The organism is Rhizobium sp. BK289, from assembly GCF_014193575.1.
Classification (GTDB): domain Bacteria; phylum Pseudomonadota; class Alphaproteobacteria; order Rhizobiales; family Rhizobiaceae; genus Rhizobium; species Rhizobium tropici_C.
The window spans coordinates 80,547-94,696 of sequence record NZ_JACHZO010000002.1 but is presented as its reverse complement, the minus strand read 5'-3'; the positions used below and the strand labels follow the sequence as shown (position 1 = coordinate 94,696).

Annotated in this window: 16 protein-coding genes; 7 read left to right on the top strand and 9 right to left on the bottom strand. The window is 60.9% G+C overall.

Annotated features, from left to right (window positions below):
* Window positions 1-89 precede the first annotated feature (89 nt).
* The 3 genes from FHT84_RS04220 to FHT84_RS04210 all read right to left on the bottom strand — a co-directional run bounded on the left by FHT84_RS04220 (window position 90) and on the right by FHT84_RS04210 (window position 2,514).
* Window positions 90-503: a hypothetical protein gene (locus FHT84_RS04220; RefSeq protein WP_246698477.1), complete on the bottom strand. Its 414-nt coding sequence runs from the start codon at window positions 501-503 to the stop codon at window positions 90-92.
* 97 nt (window positions 504-600) lie between these two features.
* Window positions 601-1,287, bottom strand: coding sequence for a ribulose-phosphate 3-epimerase (rpe, locus tag FHT84_RS04215; RefSeq protein ID WP_112343170.1), 687 nt, complete (start codon window positions 1,285-1,287; stop codon window positions 601-603).
* Between the two features lie 144 nt (window positions 1,288-1,431).
* Window positions 1,432-2,514: an ABC transporter substrate-binding protein gene (locus tag FHT84_RS04210; protein WP_169646111.1), complete on the bottom strand. Its 1,083-nt coding sequence runs from the start codon at window positions 2,512-2,514 to the stop codon at window positions 1,432-1,434.
* Window positions 2,515-2,682: 168 nt separating this feature from the next.
* On the opposite strand from FHT84_RS04210, the gene FHT84_RS04205 reads away from it, so the two are divergent.
* From FHT84_RS04205 to FHT84_RS04175, 7 genes are read left to right on the top strand one after another with little or no spacing between them, the layout of a single operon-like run.
* Window positions 2,683-3,177, top strand: coding sequence for a flavin reductase family protein (locus FHT84_RS04205; RefSeq protein ID WP_169646110.1), 495 nt, complete (start codon window positions 2,683-2,685; stop codon window positions 3,175-3,177).
* A gap of 19 nt (window positions 3,178-3,196) precedes the next feature.
* The gene (locus FHT84_RS04200; RefSeq protein ID WP_183761376.1) at window positions 3,197-4,126 is read left to right on the top strand and encodes a MoxR family ATPase; all 930 of its coding nucleotides are present in this window, start codon (window positions 3,197-3,199) and stop codon (window positions 4,124-4,126) included.
* A 3-nt stretch (window positions 4,127-4,129) separates the two neighbouring features.
* Window positions 4,130-5,377, top strand: coding sequence for a VWA domain-containing protein (locus tag FHT84_RS04195; RefSeq protein WP_112343166.1), 1,248 nt, complete (start codon window positions 4,130-4,132; stop codon window positions 5,375-5,377).
* 7 nt (window positions 5,378-5,384) lie between these two features.
* Complete coding sequence (locus FHT84_RS04190) at window positions 5,385-5,714, top strand: XdhC family protein (RefSeq protein WP_112343165.1); 330 nt, start codon at window positions 5,385-5,387, stop codon at window positions 5,712-5,714.
* Window positions 5,714-6,421, top strand: coding sequence for an XdhC family protein (locus FHT84_RS04185; protein ID WP_112343164.1), 708 nt, complete (start codon window positions 5,714-5,716; stop codon window positions 6,419-6,421). The genes FHT84_RS04190 and FHT84_RS04185 overlap by 1 nt, the downstream gene beginning before the upstream one ends.
* A complete protein-coding gene (locus FHT84_RS04180; protein WP_112343163.1) occupies window positions 6,418-8,052 on the top strand; it encodes a molybdopterin-binding/glycosyltransferase family 2 protein in 1,635 nt (544 codons plus the stop codon). Before FHT84_RS04185 ends, FHT84_RS04180 begins: the two co-directional genes overlap by 4 nt.
* 3 nt (window positions 8,053-8,055) lie before the next feature.
* Window positions 8,056-8,376, top strand: a complete 321-nt coding sequence (locus FHT84_RS04175) for a TfoX/Sxy family protein (RefSeq protein WP_112343162.1) — start codon at window positions 8,056-8,058, stop codon at window positions 8,374-8,376.
* Window positions 8,377-8,403: 27 nt separating this feature from the next.
* On the opposite strand, the gene FHT84_RS04170 is transcribed toward FHT84_RS04175, so the two are convergent.
* From FHT84_RS04170 to FHT84_RS04145, 6 genes are all read right to left on the bottom strand, one after another.
* Window positions 8,404-9,036 carry a DapH/DapD/GlmU-related protein gene (locus FHT84_RS04170; protein WP_112343161.1) on the bottom strand — a complete coding sequence of 211 codons (633 nt, stop codon included), beginning with the start codon at window positions 9,034-9,036 and terminating at the stop codon, window positions 8,404-8,406.
* A 69-nt stretch (window positions 9,037-9,105) separates the two neighbouring features.
* Complete coding sequence (locus tag FHT84_RS04165; RefSeq protein ID WP_112343160.1) at window positions 9,106-9,528, bottom strand: NUDIX domain-containing protein; 423 nt, start codon at window positions 9,526-9,528, stop codon at window positions 9,106-9,108.
* A gap of 67 nt (window positions 9,529-9,595) precedes the next feature.
* The gene (locus FHT84_RS04160) at window positions 9,596-11,116 is read right to left on the bottom strand and encodes a DEAD/DEAH box helicase (protein WP_112343159.1); all 1,521 of its coding nucleotides are present in this window, start codon (window positions 11,114-11,116) and stop codon (window positions 9,596-9,598) included.
* Window positions 11,117-11,313: 197 nt separating this feature from the next.
* Entirely contained in the window at window positions 11,314-12,630 is a 1,317-nt protein-coding gene (locus tag FHT84_RS04155; protein WP_112343158.1) for a M23 family metallopeptidase, read from the bottom strand.
* Window positions 12,631-12,745: 115 nt separating this feature from the next.
* Window positions 12,746-13,576, bottom strand: a complete 831-nt coding sequence (locus tag FHT84_RS04150) for a ferritin-like domain-containing protein (RefSeq protein ID WP_112343157.1) — start codon at window positions 13,574-13,576, stop codon at window positions 12,746-12,748.
* Window positions 13,577-13,580: 4 nt separating this feature from the next.
* A complete protein-coding gene (locus FHT84_RS04145) occupies window positions 13,581-14,063 on the bottom strand; it encodes a peroxiredoxin (RefSeq protein WP_112343156.1) in 483 nt (160 codons plus the stop codon).
* Window positions 14,064-14,150: the final 87 nt, after the last annotated feature.

Here is a 14,150-nt window from a genome sequence, read left to right as displayed (position 1 = left end):
GGAAAGGAAACCTCGGCGCCCCCATAACAAAGACGAGCGGCAATCACAATGTTTGGCACAATGTTTGTTGGGCCAATCCTTCGTACGCTTCAACGCGTCCGTCGCGCAAGATAGGCTGAAACGGCGACCAGGCATAGAAGGCCGAACGGCAGAAACAGAGGCAAGCCGAAAATAGCGAACTGGTAGACGGCGCTGGCGCCGGTGTACAGGAATTGGAATGTCCAGATGAGTGAGCCGAACGGCGCATGCCAGCGCGAATAGAACCAGCGATAGTCCATGGCAAAGAGAAACGCCGTCATGGCCGCGGTGCCGATGGAGAGCACAAGAAAGAAAGCGGCGAAGCGCGCGCTTGCCGGTCGGCTACGGGTGAACCGGCGGGTTAGCGGCACGAGGATGGCCCAGGCGAGGGTGCCGCCGAAGAAGTAAACAAGGGTAAGAGCCGTGAGATGACTGGTCAGAAGGCCGTTGCGCCAATAGAGGGCGGCGAGCGCCGCAGCGGCCATGGCCGCGCCCCAGCCGACGGCGTTGCCCAAAACTTCGAGGCAATGCGAAGCGACGGTCCGTGTCCGGCCCGTCGTCGCGATGAAGGCATTGGTCGGATTAGTTTGATCCAACGCGGCCTCGTTCGGCAGCGGCCCGGAGATCGCCGATCGTCTGTCTGTAGGCATCGACCGATTCGCCCTTGAAGATGGCAGAGCCGGCGACGAGCACGTTGGCGCCGGAAGCCGTGATGAGAGGTGCGGTGTCGACCGAAACGCCGCCATCGACTTCGAGTTCGATCGGACGGTCACCGATCAGAGACTTGGCGCTGCGGATCTTGTCGGCCATGGCGGGAATGAATTTCTGGCCGCCGAAGCCGGGATTGACCGACATGATCAGGATCAGGTCGATATCGTCGAGTACATTTTCCAGCACGGAAAGCGGTGTTGCCGGATTGAGGGTGACGCCGACCTTCTTGCCGAGATGACGGATGGTCTGCAGCGAGCGGTGCAGATGCACGCCGGCTTCGGCATGAACGGTGATGCGGTCGCAGCCGGCCTTGGCGAAGGCTTCCAGATAAGGATCGGCGGGCGAGATCATCAGATGGCAGTCGAAGGTCGCGGTCGTATAGGGGCGCAGCGCCTTGATGACATCGGCGCCGAAGGAGATGTTCGGCACGAAATGCCCGTCCATGACATCCAGATGGATCCAGTCGGCTCCGGCTTCGGTCACGTCCTTGACTTCCTGCCCAAGCTTGGCGAAGTCGGCGGCGAGAATGGAAGGGGCGATGCGGATCGGCAAGGTCATGGGTGGCTGAGCTCCAACTGATTTCTATAGCGACCTGAGCGCGTCACATGTGACGCGCTGAGGTCGCTATAGCGCTTTAAATTATGCAGTGGTGTCTGGATTAGCACCGCTGTCGCGGGCAAACAACCGCCCGAGGGGATCACCTCAGTTCGACGGCGTCGTCACCGGCACGAAAGCGTTGCCGCGCCATTGCAGCAGGCGATAGGGGTTTTCGTTCAATTCGTGGTTCTGGCCGAAGGTAATCGAGCCGATCGTCGTCTGGAATGTCGCGCCAAGGAGCTTTTCGGCAACGGGCTTGTTTTCCGCCTTCGCGCCTTCGGCTGCCTGGCTGGCGATCTGCGCCGCGGCCGCGGCCGGCAGGGTATAGCCGTCCGGCTCGATGCCGCCGGCACGCATGGCCTGTGCGGTCTGTTGTGCTGCAGGCAGAGTGGCATAATCAGGCAGCGCAATCGCCTGCACGCCTTCCTGCAAAGGCACGGGCGCATCGGCAGCACGCATCGCATCGCCCCCCATCAGCGCCAGCGGAATGTTTTCGTTCCTGGCGTCACGCGCGATCACCGCGACATCGCTGCGATCGCCACCGATGAAGACATGCGTGGCGCCGGCCTTCTTCAATCGACGGACAAGCGCGATCTGCTGATCCTGGCCGGGGCGGTAGGTATCGGTGAAGACCGGCTTCAGCCCCTTTTCCTCAAGCGCGTTGCGGATCGCGCCCACCAGTTCGCGGCCATGGATCGTGCCGTCGTCGATCAGCGCAATCGGCTCGGCCACCCAGTTTTTTAGGATGGTATTGATCGCGATGGCGGCCTCGGCACTATCCACGGGTGCGAGGCGAAACAGCGGCCAGCCATTCTTCAGCGCATCCTCCATCAAAATGCGGGAACGGATGGAAACGGTGATGGCCGGTATGCCGGCCTCCTTAAGGCGTGGAAGCGCACCTTCCAATGTTTCCGTGCACAGAAAGCCGATCACGATCTGCACTTTCGCCGCGATCAATGCTTCGGCGGCAGCCCGGCCGCCATCCTCGGTGCAAGATTCGTCGATGACCGTCGCCGTATCCTTTTGGGCCTGGATCTCGAAATTGGCCCCGGTGGTGATTTCGGCGCCAAGCATTGCGAAATTGCCGCTCTGCGGCGCCACCACGCCGATATGGATTCCCGCGGCATGGCTGCCGCCGGCCGCAGAAAGCAGTACGAGCAGAAGCGGAAGGCGGCGTAGAACGTTCATCGATGGATTATCCCGGACAATTTTCCGCTCTATTTATCCGCCTGATGGGCATCGTCAAAGAAAAAGCAACAAAATCGCTCTGTTTTCAATGGCGTTATTGTAGAAAAGCTAACACCTGGCCGCCATATTGAGCGAAAGATAAGGTGTCACAGGAATATGGAGACGGTGATGCTAGACAGGCAGCGTATGGATCCGGCGCTTTATCGAGATGCCATGAGCCGCTATGCAGGTCATGTGCAGCTGGTGACGACGGCGCTCGGCTCGGAGCGGCGCGGCGTGACGATCACGGCTGCCTGCTCGGTGTCGGACAGCCCTGCGACGGTTCTCATCTGCGTCAACAACAGCAACGCCAAGAACGAGATCTTCTTCAAGAGCGGCATTTTTGCCCTGAATACGCTCGGTGCCGATCATCAGTCCCTGGCCGATGCCTTTTCCGGGAAGACGCAGCTGACCGCCGACGAGCGCTTCGCAACCGGCAAGTTCGAAACGCTGGTGACTGGTGCGCCTGTCCTCAGCGACGCGCTTGCCGCTTTCGATTGCCGCGTGATCGAGATCAAGCAGGCTTCCACGCACAACATCATCTTCGGCGAGGTGATGGCCATACGCTACAGCGAGCCGAAGCCGGCATTGCTCTATATGAACCGGGGCTATCACACGCTATAACCCCTTCAAGGGAGTTATCATGGCGGATCAGACATTACCTTCGCTACCGGGTTCCATCGATGAAACGATGGCGTTGCTCGGCGCGCACGACTATCTGGCCGGGCGCGCGCTCGGCACGGTCCTGTTTCTCGCATTGAAGATGAAGCGGCCGCTCTTTCTCGAGGGCGAGGCCGGTGTCGGCAAGACCGAAATTGCCAAGGTCCTGTCGAAGGCGCTCGACCGGCCGCTGATCCGCCTGCAATGCTATGAAGGCCTGGATGTTTCCTCGGCCGTCTATGAATGGAACTATCCGGCGCAGATGCTGGAAATCCGTCTCGCGGAAGCCTCCGGTCTCACCGATCGCGATCGCATCGAGGCCGATATCTTCTCCGAGCGCTATCTCATCCGCCGGCCGGTGCTGCAGGCGCTGTCGGATGTCGGTGGACGCGCGCCGGTGTTCCTGATCGACGAGCTTGATCGCACCGACGAAGCTTTCGAAGCATTCCTGCTGGAAGTGCTGTCCGATTTTCAGGTAACGGTGCCGGAACTCGGGACGATCCGGGCCGCCGAACCGCCTATCGTCATCATCACGACGAACCGCACGCGCGAAGTGCACGACGCCCTGAAACGGCGCTGCCTCTATCATTGGGTCGATTATCCCGGGGCCGAGCAGGAGCTTGAAATCATCCGGCGCAAGGTGCCAGGCTGCAATGAAGCGCTGTCGCGCCAGATCGTCGCCTATGTGCAGAAGCTGCGGACGCTCGACCTCTTCAAGAATCCGGGCGTCGCCGAGACGATCGACTGGACGACCGCCTTGACGGAACTCGATCGGCTGGCCCTCGATCCGGAGACGGTATCGGATACGCTCGGCACTTTGCTGAAATATCAGGACGATATCGCCCGTATTCAGGGCTCTGAGGGCAAGCGGGTGTTGGACGACGTCAAATCCGAACTGCTTGCAGCGGGATGAACCATGGAACCGGGCGCGCAGGATGGCATCGTCGTTGCGCCGTCACCGCCCGGTGACGGGCGCCTCGCCGACAATATCGTGCTGTTCGGCAGGGTGCTCCGCAAGGCCGGCCTGAAGATCGGTCCTGGGGCGATTGCCGATGCCATCGAGGCGGTCGAAGCGATCGGCATTGGTTCTCGCGAGGAGTTCCATGCCGCCCTCTGTTCGGTCTTCGTCAAGCGGCATGAAGATCTGGCCGTATTCGACGAGGCATTCCGGCTATTCTGGCGCTCGCGTGATCTCGTCGCGAAAATGATTGCGCTGATGTCGCCCGTCGCGCCCGATTATCGAGAGAAGGAAAAACCGAAGCCGGGCGAAAGCCGCGCAAGCGATGCCTTGCTCAATGACCGCAACGACCAGCGCCCGCCGCGCGAGACGCCGGATATCGAAATCGATGCGCGATTTACCAGTTCTGGCAGCGAGGTATTGCGCCATCTGGATTTCGCGCAGATGTCGGCGGCGGAAATTGCCGTCGCCAAGAAGGAACTAGGGAAGCTGCAACTGCCGCTGGACCGCGTGCGCACGCGCCGTTTCGCACCATCTCGCACAGTGGCCAAGGTTGATCCGCGCGCCACAATGCGCTCGGCCTTGCGTACGGGAGGGGCGCTGATCCTTCCGCGCTTCCGGAAGCCGAAGGAAATCCAGCCGCCGCTGGTCGTGCTTGCGGATATCTCCGGCTCGATGAGCCAATATACGCGCATCTTTCTGCATTTTCTGCATGTGCTCACCGAACGCCGCCGGCGTGTGCATACGTTTCTGTTCGGAACGCGCCTGACCAACGTCACCAGAGCGATGCGCCACAAGGACCCGGATCAAGCGCTGGATGAATGCGCGGCGGCGGTGCGCGACTGGTCTGGCGGAACGCGGATCGGCGAGACGCTGAAGGAATTCAACAGGCTATGGGCGCGCCGCGTGCTGGGGCAGGGCGCGATCGTACTGTTGATCACCGACGGGCTGGAGCGCGAAGGCGTGGAATTGCTCGGGCAAGAGATGGATCGTCTGCATCGCTCCTGCCGGCGGCTCATCTGGCTCAATCCGCTCCTGCGCTTCGAGGGTTTCGAAGCTCGGGCGCGCGGCGTAAAAGCGATGCTGCCGCATGTTGACGAATTCCGTCCCGTTCACAATCTATTATCTCTGGCCGATCTCGTATCGGCTCTCACCGCCGGCCGCGCGGATTTCTATGATCCCAAGCGGTTTCTCGGCAAGCAATGAGGCTCCGATGTCAGATATATCCGAAAGTCTGGATCCGCTCGTGATTGCGGAGGAATGGGTGTCGGCGGGCCGCAATGTGGCCATGGCGACAGTCGTCGATACCTGGGGCTCCGCGCCGCGCCCATCGGGCAGTCATCTCGTGATCGACGGCGACGGCAATTTCCATGGTTCCGTTTCCGGCGGTTGCGTCGAAGGCGCTGTCATCACCGAGGCGCTCGACGTCATCGAAACGGGCAAGTCGCGCATGCTGGAATTCGGCGTTGCCGACGAAACGGCCTGGCGCGTGGGACTCTCCTGCGGCGGCCGCATCCGCGTCTATGTCGAAAGGCTCGCCTGATGGACCGTCAGATACTGGCGCGGCTGAATGAAATGCGGCGCAAGCGGCAGGCAGCAATCCTCGTCACCGATCTCTCCGGAGGGCCGGATCGGCTCATCGTCGAAGGCGATGCGCTGGAAGGCGCGCTCGCCGATGCCGCTGCAGCGGCATTCCGCTCGGGCAAGTCCGCAGCACTCGAGGTGGACGGACAGAGCCTGTTCTTCAACGTGCATCTGCCGCCGCCGCGCATCGTTATCATCGGTGCCGTGCATATCAGCCAGATCCTGGCGCGGATGGCCGCACTTGCGGGCTTCGACGTGACGATCATCGATCCCCGCACCGCCTTTGCAACGTCGGAGCGCTTCGAAGGCATCGACCTCACCGCGGATTGGTCGGTCGATGCGCTGAAGGAGCGGCCGCTGGATAGCTATATGGCGCTGGTTGCTGTCACTCACGATCCGAAGATCGATGATGAGCCGATCATAGAAGCGCTGAGAACGGGCTGTTTCTACGTAGGGGCACTCGGCAGCCGCAAGACGCATGCCGGCCGGCTGGAACGCTTGAAGCGCGAGGGGTTGGGCGAGGCGGAGCTTTCCCGCATCCACGCGCCGATCGGGCTCCCCATCGGAGCCGCGAGCCCGGCCGAGATCGCAGTCGCCATTCTGGCCGAGATCATCGGCTCCCTTCGTGGGCGCGACGTGTCTTCGCCAAAGAGCGTCAAGCCATGATCTTCGGTGAATTTCCGACGATAGAGGCTGAAGGTGCGGTTCTCGCGCATTCTCTTCGGCTGCCTGATGGCAGTTTTTCCAAAGGGCACAGGCTCGGTCGTGACGATATAGACGTGCTGACCGCCGCTGGAATTGAGCGCATCATTGCCGCGCGGATCGAGCCGGGCGATCTCATGGAGGACGAGGCAGCGGAACGGCTGGCGCGGGCAGTTGCGCCCGATCATCTGACCTTCTCTGAGGCGGCGACTGGGCGCGTCAATGTCCACAGCGCCGTCGATGGCCTTTTCGTTGCAAATCGTGCAGCGGTCGATCGGATCAACAGCATTGATCCGGCGATTACCCTTGCCTGTCTTGCCGATCACGTGCCGGTTCGCGCCGGCGACATGGTCGCGACCTTCAAGATCATTCCGCTCGCCGTTTCCGGGGCCAAAGTCCGCGAAGGCGTCGAAATTCTTCAGCGAAAGCCGGTCTTCGAGGTCAAGCCGTTCGTGCCGCACGCTATATCGCTCGTCGCCACGGAACTGCCGTCGCTGAAGGCTTCGGTGATGGACAAGACGGCACGGATATTGTCGCAGCGGCTGCAGCCTTCGGGCAGCGTGCTGCAGCGGGAAGAGCGGGTTGCACATCAGGCGACCGCCGTTGCCGACGCGATCCGCCGCGCCCTGGCAGCACCGGACCGATTGCCGAAGCTGGTGATCGTTTTCGGCGCGTCCGCAGTCATCGACGCCGGTGATGTCATTCCCGAAGCGATCCGGTTTGCCGGCGGCGAGGTCATTCAGGTTGGGATGCCCGTCGATCCCGGCAATCTGCTGGTGCTCGGCAGCGTAGGCGACGTCTACGTCGTCGGAGCACCCGGATGCGCGCGCAGCCCGAAGGAGAATGGTTTCGACTGGGTGCTCGATCGTATCTTAGCCGGCGAACGACCGGCGTCGCGGGATATCACCGGCATGGGCGTTGGAGGGTTGCTCATGGAAATTCAGTCACGGCCGCGGCCACGCGACATCGCTGCGAAGCCGGCGTCGCAAATTTCGGTAGCTGTCGTTTTGCTGGCTGCCGGAAAGGCGAGCCGCATGGGCGAGGGCGGTGCGCACAAGCTTTTAGCGGAGTTCGACGGTGTACCGTTGGTTCGCCGTTCGGCATCGATTGCCATTGCGAGCGGTGCATCGGATGTCGTGGCAGTCACCGGGCATCGCCGCGACGAGATCGAAGGTGCTTTAAGCGATCTTGCCGTCGAACCGGTATTCAATCCGGATTATGCCTCGGGCATGGCGAGCTCGCTTGTTGCCGGCGTGAGTACCGGCGCGGCGCAAAAGGCCGATGGTGTTCTTGTCATGCTGGCCGATATGCCTGGTGTCACCAGCGACGATCTAAAAAAACTGGCTGCCGCCTTTCGCAAGGCGAATGGCCACGCGATCGTGCGGGCGGTATCCGGTGGTAAGCGCGGCAATCCCGTCATCCTGCCGCGCGCCGTGCTGAATGCGGTAATGCGTCTGGAAGGCGATGTGGGCGCCCGGCATATCATCGAAACATCGGGGCTTCCGGTGGTTGACGTCGAGATCGGCGAGGCGGCTCATCTCGATGTCGATACGCCTGAGGCCGTTGTCGCGGCCGGCGGGATTTTGAAGGGGTAGGGAATGGACAATATCGATATCGAAGAGATGTTTCAGTCTCTCGGGCCGATCACCATCAAACGGATGTTTGGCGGCAAGGGCATCTACCACATGGGTCGAATCCTGGCTCTGGAAGTTGGCGACGAAATCCTCCTGAAGGCGGACGATACCAGTGCTTCAGAATTTGAAGCGGCCGGCGCGCGGCGCTGGGCTTACGAGGGCAAGAAAGGCAAGGCGGTCAACATGCCCTATTGGTCGATACCCGACGATGCATTCGACGATCCGGATGAAATGGCGCGCTGGGTAAGGCTTGCCTATGAAGCAGCCTTGCGCGCCGAAAAATAGCGAATCTCGCGGAGCTTGATGGTAGCGCTACGCCCAACGTTCGCAAAATGCCTCGATGTCGCTTGACTGAAAATCTGCAAGCCGTTCCATGATGGTTTCGAACGGCCAGTCCCACCAGGCGATGGATGCAAGCTTTTCCGCGGTGGCTCGCGTAAACCGCTCGCGAATGAATTTCGCGGGAACGCCGCCGACGACCGTATAAGGTTCGACGTCTTTGGTGACGACTGCTCCGGCTGCGAGAACGGCACCGTCTCCGACTGTTACGCCCGGCAAGACGATGACGCCGTGGCCGATCCAGACGTCGTTGCCAATGATAGCGCGGTCTTGCTTGCGCTGCTCGAAAAAGGAAACGTCGCGCACGGCGCCCGCCGAGTAATATTCAGGGCAATAGGTGAAGCGGTGCATGGAAGGGCGATCCATCGGGTGATTGGGGGCGCCGATCCTGACCTCTGCCGCAATGGCGCAGAATTTCCCGATCGTTGCATCACCGACCATGCAGCGAGGCCCCAGATAGGAGTAATCCCCAAGATCGACCGTGTGCAAGGATGTGTTTGCCAAGATCTCGCAGCACTTGCCGATGCTCGAATCTCTTGTAGTCGCCGTTGGATGGATCACGGTCTCGGCGATCTTGGGGCGATTTTCTTGTGCGGTCGAATGCATGGATAATCTCCGGATTTCGGCCTGCCTAACCGGAGACGATGAAGGGCATGTGACGCAGGACTTCGGACGTCAGTGGAAATCGTCTTCGCTGAGATGGGCGATGGTTGCCCTGGCGAATTCGGAAAGCGGAGCCGGCAGCTCGTCGCGGCCAAACCAGCCGAAATCGGAGAGCTTATCCGGTTCCATCAGTCGCGGCTCTCCGGAAAAATCCCTGCAGACATAGATCAGCGAGATCCAGTGCTGCCGATCGGCCTCGATGATGACTTCTTCCGTGCAGAGATAGTCGATCCTGCCGATGGCGAGGCCGCTTTCCTCTTCAGCCTCACGAATGGCTGCCTTGGCGGCCGGCTCCATGTGATCGACCTTGCCGCCGACGATGCTCCAGCATCCGGCTTCCGGTGCCTTGAGGCGCCGATATAGCAAAAGCTTGCCGTCCCGCAAGATTGCGAGACCGGTTCCTAGTCCTGGGAAATCGATGCCAGGCTTGCCCATGCCGGACTTCCGAGATTTGCCGCGACTTTCCGGCGCAGTGGTTCGGATCGGCGGCAGGTGAAGATTATCAGCCCTTGGCGTTTGCCACGATGAGCATGAAAGCCGGGATATCGTCGCCGAAGCCGACCGGCGTCGGGCCGTCATCCTGATCGCGATAGCGGTTGCGGCGCTCGCGATGATCGTCATTGGCAGCAGGGAAGGGCCGGTGGCTGTTGCGAGAACCGTTATGGGACCTGTTATTGTTGTTCTCAGACTTGCGCTCGTTCTTCACGCTTTCGGCCTTTGCTGGTGCTGCTTCGATCGCTACGACGTCATTATCCTCGACGTCGATATCAGATTTATGACTCGAGGCATTGCGGCCTCCACGGCTACGATCCCGGTCGCGGCCCTTACCCTTCTGGTCGCGACGGCGGGACGAACGGTTGTCGTCGCTGCTCTCGTCTGCGGGTGGCAGAGCCGAAAGATCGCCGTTCAGCCACTGAACATCTTCACCGATCAGCTTCTCGATGGCGTCGACGTGCTTGGTGTCGCGCTTCGTCACGATGGTGAAAGCGGCGCCGGAACGGCCGGCGCGACCGGTGCGGCCGATGCGGTGAACATAGTCTTCCGAATGGATCGGAACATCGAAATTGAAGACGTGGCTGACATCGGGGATGTCGAGACCGCGAGCAGCAACGTCGGAGGCGACGAGCAGCTGCAGGTTTCCGTCCTTGAAATTCTGCAGCATGGTCATGCGCGAGCGCTGGTCCATGTCACCGTGCAGTGCGCCGGCCGAGAAACCATGGCGGTCCAGCGAACGGAAGAGGTCGGAGACGTCCTTCTTGCGATTGCAGAAGATGATCGCGTTCTTGAGATCCGTCTGGGCGCGAATGAGGTCGCGCAGCGTGGCGCGCTTCTCGTAGTCCTTGCCATGCGAGGCAACGAAACGCTGCGTCACGGTCTTGGCCGTCGATGCCGGCTTGGCGACTTCGACGCGTTCCGGATTCTGCAGGAAGCGATCGGCCAGCTTCTGGATTTCCGCTGGCATCGTGGCCGAGAAAAACAGCGTCTGGCGCGTGAAGGGAATGAGCTTGGCGATGCGCTCGATATCCGGAATGAAGCCCATGTCGAGCATGCGGTCGGCTTCGTCGATGACGAAGATTTCGACGCCGCTCATCAGAAGCTTGCCGCGTTCGAAATGGTCGAGCAGGCGGCCAGGAGTGCAGATCAGCACATCGGCGCCACGCTCAAGCTTGCGATCCTGCTCTTCGAAGGAGACGCCGCCGATCAGCAGTGCGATATTGAGGCGATGGTTCTTGCCGTACTTCTCGAAGTTTTCGGCGACCTGGGCCGCCAACTCGCGGGTCGGCTCGAGGATCAGCGTGCGCGGCATGCGGGCACGAGCGCGGCCCTTCTCGAGCAGCGTCAGCATCGGCAGCACGAAAGAGGCCGTCTTGCCGGTTCCGGTCTGGGCAATGCCGCAAATGTCGCGGCGCTGAAGCGCAAACGGGATGGCACCGGCCTGGATCGGAGTCGGTGTGGTGTAGCCCGCGTCAGTCACCGCGGAAAGGACTTTTTGGCTCAGGCCAAGGTCAGCAAATGTTGTCAAAGGGAAATCTAATTCCGTCCTGGTTCAGTCGAACACTGTGAGTCGACACGCAGGAACGTGCCGCAACGCAGCGCGACATAGAACCAAATACCCGTGAAGTCAAGGAAAGCAGGCGCTTCAACGGACCTGAAGTTCATTCATAACGCAATTTTTGGATTAGTGCCATCTTTGTTGCGCGTTTGTCACAATTCCGGCAGCTAAATTGCGCCCAGGCCGCTAATGTAACTTGCGAGTTTCGTGCCGGCATTGATGAAATACATCGGGTCTACCGGATGCCCGTTCTCGCGAACTTCATAATGCAGATGGGTTCCCGTCGAACGTCCGGTGCTGCCGGCAAGACCCACGACGGCGCCTGCACCGACCTTGTCGCCGACCTTGACGAGCACCTGCTCCATATGGCCATAGCGCGTGGAGATGCCGTCGCCGTGGTCGATCTCCACCATGTTGCCGTAGCCGCCGGTCCAGCCTGCCGAAACCACCTTGCCGGGGGCGGTGGCCTTGATCTTTTCGCCGGGGCTGAAATGGAAATCCGTGCCGGTGTGGAGCGCCAGCGTGCCGAAGAATGGATCCTTGCGATTGCCGAAGGGACTGGTGACGAGCTTGCCCGCTGCCGGATTTCGGAAGGGCAGGCTTTCGGCCGTGCCTCGCACGGTTTCCAGATGCGTCAATGCCGTATCGAGGTTCGCCATCGACCGCTCGAACTGATCTACATTTTCGGGCGGCACGTAAGGCCCGCCCACGCCGTTGTCCGCATCCTCGCCCTTCGCGGCCACGACCTCGTTCGGAACCTTGATTCCGACATTGTGCATGATCGCCTGGATTTCGCTCGCTGTCTCGGAGGCATCGGCCGTGAGGTTACGGATACGGATCAGTTGATCCTGTTCGACATGCTTCAGCGACAACGTTACTTTCGAGAAGACACGATCGGCGCGATCGGCGACCGTTTCCGGCGCGGGGACATATGCGAGGGTGGAGTTATCGGGCGTCGCATCGGCCGGCTTGTCCCCCAGAAGAAGTGTCTCGATCGCCTTCGGCGCGGTCAGTCGGGCATGCTCGTTGCCGGGAACGGTGGCATTTGCCTCCGGATGCTGGCTCTTGTCGGTCAGGCCGGAGCTTTCGGCCCTGTCGAGCAAGGTGCCGAGTTTGCCGTTGCGGGACGACAACTGCTGCTGCTGTTCGATCAGCTTGTCGACCTTTTCTTCCACGACCTGCTGGTCGAGGAGCTGGCGGGACGTGACGCGGTCGACCTGGGCGCGCAGTGCGGCGATGCGGTCTTCATAGTCATATTGCATGCGCGCCTGGCGGGCCATCGTCGCGCCGATCAGATCGTCGCGCAGCACGAGATAAGAGGTCGCAAGCAGATAGCCGATTGAAAATATCCCGACTAGGCAGACGGCAATGGCGGCCATCCATGGACGCACGGTCATATGGCGCACCGTATCGCCGCTGGCGAGAATAATGGTGTGGTGTCGCCGTTGCTTGCCGAAAACCCGATGCTGAGGCTTTGCTGTCACCGAGAATCTCCCAATCGATGCCTTGTGGCATTGTCTGGAAGTACACGGCATTATGGTTAATGAATACTTTCCGGCGCATCGTTAGATACCGGAAAAAGCCTTTAATGTGAGTGGATTATGCGCTGTTCGTAGAGGTTAACGAGCGATAGAAGGAGGGAGTCAGTCCCGCTTCCGCCCTTGCAATGTCATTGAATGGCGCTTTGAGGGAGCCGCGGAAGTTGGCGCGCACCAATTCCTGGAAGGTTCGGGCTGGATCACGCTTCTCCCGTGCGCACAGGAATCGGAACCATTTGGCACCGACGGCGACGTGGCCTTTTTCATCATTATAGATGACGTCAAGGATGGCAGCGCTCTCCAGGTCGCCGGTTTCGCGCATCTTCGCCTGCAGCGCCGGCGTCACGTCCAACCCCCTGGCTTCGAGAATCAACGGCACGACGGCGAGGCGGGCGGTCAGATCGGTGCGGGTCGCATGAGCTGCCTGCCACAGGCCGTCATGGGCTGGAAGATCGCCATAATCGGCACCCAGTTCGCGTAGCCGCGCCCGCACCATGCGGAAATGCTTGGCTTCCTCGAAGGCAACTTGCATCCAGCCGTCGAAGAACGAATTCGGAACCGGCCCCGTCGCGAAGCGTGCGACGATATCCAGTGCCAGGTCGACGGCGTTCAGCTCGATATGGGCGATGGCGTGCAGGAGTGCGATGCGGCCCTTGAGCGTATGCAGGGAACGCTTCTCCATGTGTTTTGGCGGCACCAGATCCGGCTTGTCGGGGCGGCCGGGGCGATCGGCGAGCGGCGGATCGAGCGGCGAACGCAGCGACAGGGTCCGGGCAAACCAGCGTCGCGCCGATTCCTGGGCAAGTTCGGTCTTACGATCGAGATCGGCCGAACGGATGGCGGCGATGGCACCGCCGCGAAGCGATGTGATCATCTCGGTGGTATCGGTCATGCCGTCAGAGTTCCGTGGCGGCGGCAAGAACGGCCTCGGCGTGCCCCGCCACCTTGACCTTGTCCCATATTCTGGCGATGCGACCATCGGCACCGATGAGGAAGGTGGAGCGTACGACGCCCATATAGGTGCGGCCATACATGCTCTTCTCCCGCCAGACGCCGTAGGCCGTCGCCATGGTCTTTTCCTCGTCTGAGGCGAGCGGCACGGAGAGCGCGTGCTTCTTGACGAATTTGTCGTGGCTCTTGACCGGGTCTGGAGACACGCCGAGGAGGGCAACGCCCGCCTTGGCGAAATCGGCCGCGAGCGCCGTGAAGGAAATTGATTCCGTCGTGCAGGCGGTGGTGTCGTCCTTGGGGTAGAAATAGACCACCAGCGGTTTCCCGTTAAAATCGGCAAGACGAATTCTGCCGCCGCCATCGCGCGGGAGATCGAAAGCCGGTGCCTTGTCGCCGATGCCGAGTTGAACTGGAAAAACTTCCGCCACGGGAAAACCTTTCTTTTGCCGGTTTTTTAGATGACACTTGAGGGAAGCCATATATACTGCCCACGTGTGCCGTCCAATGGGACGCAG

Bases quoted from the DNA above. Each gene is read 5' to 3' on its own strand.
- FHT84_RS04220 (WP_246698477.1), bottom strand. From the start codon at position 503: ATGGCCGCTGCGGCGCTCGCCGCCCTCTATTGGCGCAACGGCCTTCTG.
- rpe (WP_112343170.1), bottom strand. From the start codon at position 1,287: ATGACCTTGCCGATCCGCATCGCCCCTTCCATTCTCGCCGCCGACTTC.
- FHT84_RS04210 (WP_169646111.1), bottom strand. From the start codon at position 2,514: ATGAACGTTCTACGCCGCCTTCCGCTTCTGCTCGTACTGCTTTCTGCG.
- FHT84_RS04205 (WP_169646110.1), top strand. From the start codon at position 2,683: ATGCTAGACAGGCAGCGTATGGATCCGGCGCTTTATCGAGATGCCATG.
- FHT84_RS04200 (WP_183761376.1), top strand. From the start codon at position 3,197: ATGGCGGATCAGACATTACCTTCGCTACCGGGTTCCATCGATGAAACG.
- FHT84_RS04195 (WP_112343166.1), top strand. From the start codon at position 4,130: ATGGAACCGGGCGCGCAGGATGGCATCGTCGTTGCGCCGTCACCGCCC.
- FHT84_RS04190 (WP_112343165.1), top strand. From the start codon at position 5,385: ATGTCAGATATATCCGAAAGTCTGGATCCGCTCGTGATTGCGGAGGAA.
- FHT84_RS04185 (WP_112343164.1), top strand. From the start codon at position 5,714: ATGGACCGTCAGATACTGGCGCGGCTGAATGAAATGCGGCGCAAGCGG.
- FHT84_RS04180 (WP_112343163.1), top strand. From the start codon at position 6,418: ATGATCTTCGGTGAATTTCCGACGATAGAGGCTGAAGGTGCGGTTCTC.
- FHT84_RS04175 (WP_112343162.1), top strand. From the start codon at position 8,056: ATGGACAATATCGATATCGAAGAGATGTTTCAGTCTCTCGGGCCGATC.
- FHT84_RS04170 (WP_112343161.1), bottom strand. From the start codon at position 9,036: ATGCATTCGACCGCACAAGAAAATCGCCCCAAGATCGCCGAGACCGTG.
- FHT84_RS04165 (WP_112343160.1), bottom strand. From the start codon at position 9,528: ATGGGCAAGCCTGGCATCGATTTCCCAGGACTAGGAACCGGTCTCGCA.
- FHT84_RS04150 (WP_112343157.1), bottom strand. From the start codon at position 13,576: ATGACCGATACCACCGAGATGATCACATCGCTTCGCGGCGGTGCCATC.